Genomic DNA, 779 nt, shown 5'->3' with positions numbered 1-779 from the left:
GGCTTTCGGTTGGTGCAAGCCGCCGCAAGACGCATGGCAAAGTAGGTCTTGCCCTCGCCGGGGTTGCCCTGTATGATGGTCAGCTTTCCAAAGGGAATATACGGAAACCATAACCAATCCACGCTCGTAAGCTCCACATCTGCCATGCGGAGCATGGGGACAGGCTGGGCGGTGGGCAGCTCTCGTAGCGTGATTGTTTCCGCTATAAATTTACGGCTGGGAATGTCCCCTTGCTGACGGAGAACATCGTTCCAGTCTTTCCTTGCCGGGACAAGGCGAATGACGGCGATCTCGCCGGGAATGGACTGTGCCAGTCGGGTACAGGCTTCGCTTCCTGCGGTGTCGCTGTCAAGGCAGAGGAACACTTTTTGGGTGTCCTTGCGTTCAGAAAGAAAACGGTCAAGAGCTTTGCCCGAAACGCCGCCCAGGGCAAGATAATTTCTTTTCTGCCAGTCCTGCGGATAAAGGCAGATGAATGATAACAGGTCAATCGGTGCTTCAAAGACAAAGAGCTGATTGCCGTTTCCCTCATAGCGGAACGGATAGGACTTGTCAGCCCCGGCAATGTCCTGTCTGAATGGGTCTGCCGTTCCTCGCACATGGGCGTATCTCGGCGTACCGCTTCGGTCTCTGCCGACAAACACAACATTGTGCCGCTTTGCTTCCTCGTAAATATCCCCGGAAAGAAGAAAAGCCTCAACAAGCGTTTTGTTGAGACCTCGGCTTTCGCAAAGATATTGAATTGCTCTGTCGGCTGTTCTGTTGTGCAAGGGCAAGTG

1 protein-coding gene is annotated in these 779 nt (G+C 53.8%); it reads right to left on the bottom strand.

Translation table 11 applies throughout. The annotated features are described in order from the left end of the window. A partial coding sequence (locus tag DW826_RS17990) for a DUF3991 and toprim domain-containing protein (protein WP_117553346.1) occupies positions 1–779 on the bottom strand: 779 nt, incomplete at both ends.

It is taken from the genome of Clostridium sp. AM34-11AC (genome assembly GCF_003435375.1).
Classification (GTDB): Bacteria; Bacillota; Clostridia; order Lachnospirales; family Lachnospiraceae; genus Pilosibacter; species Pilosibacter fragilis.
The sequence above is the reverse complement of the archived record's forward strand: the minus strand, read 5'-3'. Positions and strand labels throughout refer to the sequence as shown.